Raw genomic sequence first — 722 nt, forward strand, 5'->3', positions numbered from 1 at the left:
GAGCACGACGGCTCCGGCGGTGGCCAGCGCGACGGTGCGACGGCGGGCACGGCGACGGGCCGAACGTGCGAGCGACGGGCGCGGCGCGGCACCGGCACCGGGCACGACGGCGGCACCCGGGACGGCGGCGTCGTCAGCGGGCCGGGTCGCGTCACGCATCGCTGCCCTCCTCGTCCTGGGCGGGCCCGCCCGGCATGCCGCCGGGGCCGCCGCGCATCACCGTGCCGCCGAGGGCCGACGTGCAGCCGCCGTCGGTCGGGTCGCTGACCTGCACGGACGTCGCCGCGACCTTGCCGCTGTCGTCGGCCTCGCCACGGACCGCGGCGCAGCGACCGACCGTGAGCGCGGACGCGTCGGCGTCCACGGTCCGGGTGTACGTCGTGGCGTCGGAGACGACGACCTGCCGGTCGACGGGCTCGTCGGACGAGGCGTCGTCGTCGGACGCCCCCGGCCCGGTCGTGACGGAGACCGTCAGCGTCGCGCCGGAGACGGCCGTGACCTGCCCGCCCACGACGCCGCCGAACGCGCGCGTCGTCGGGGCCCCCGAGGGCAGGTCGGTCGGCGCGCCGTCGGGGCGCTCGCCGTCGCCGCCCCGCGGGGCTCCGGACGGGAGGTCGGTCGGCAGGCCCGTGGGTGCGCCGTCGGGCGTGCCGCCGCCGCGACCGCCCGGTCCCCCGAACCCGCCGACGCCCGAGCACGTGCCGTCGTCGGCGGCCGCGCCG

The 722-nt window shown here is 80.6% G+C and carries 1 pseudogene; it reads right to left on the reverse strand.

The window, feature by feature from the left end:
* Positions 1-151: 151 nt before the first annotated feature.
* Positions 152-722: pseudogene (locus CTKZ_RS21925) on the reverse strand (hypothetical protein); the annotation flags it as partial.

Origin of the sequence: Cellulomonas algicola, assembly GCF_003851725.1 — a bacterium.
Classification (GTDB): Bacteria; Actinomycetota; Actinomycetes; order Actinomycetales; family Cellulomonadaceae; genus Cellulomonas; species Cellulomonas algicola.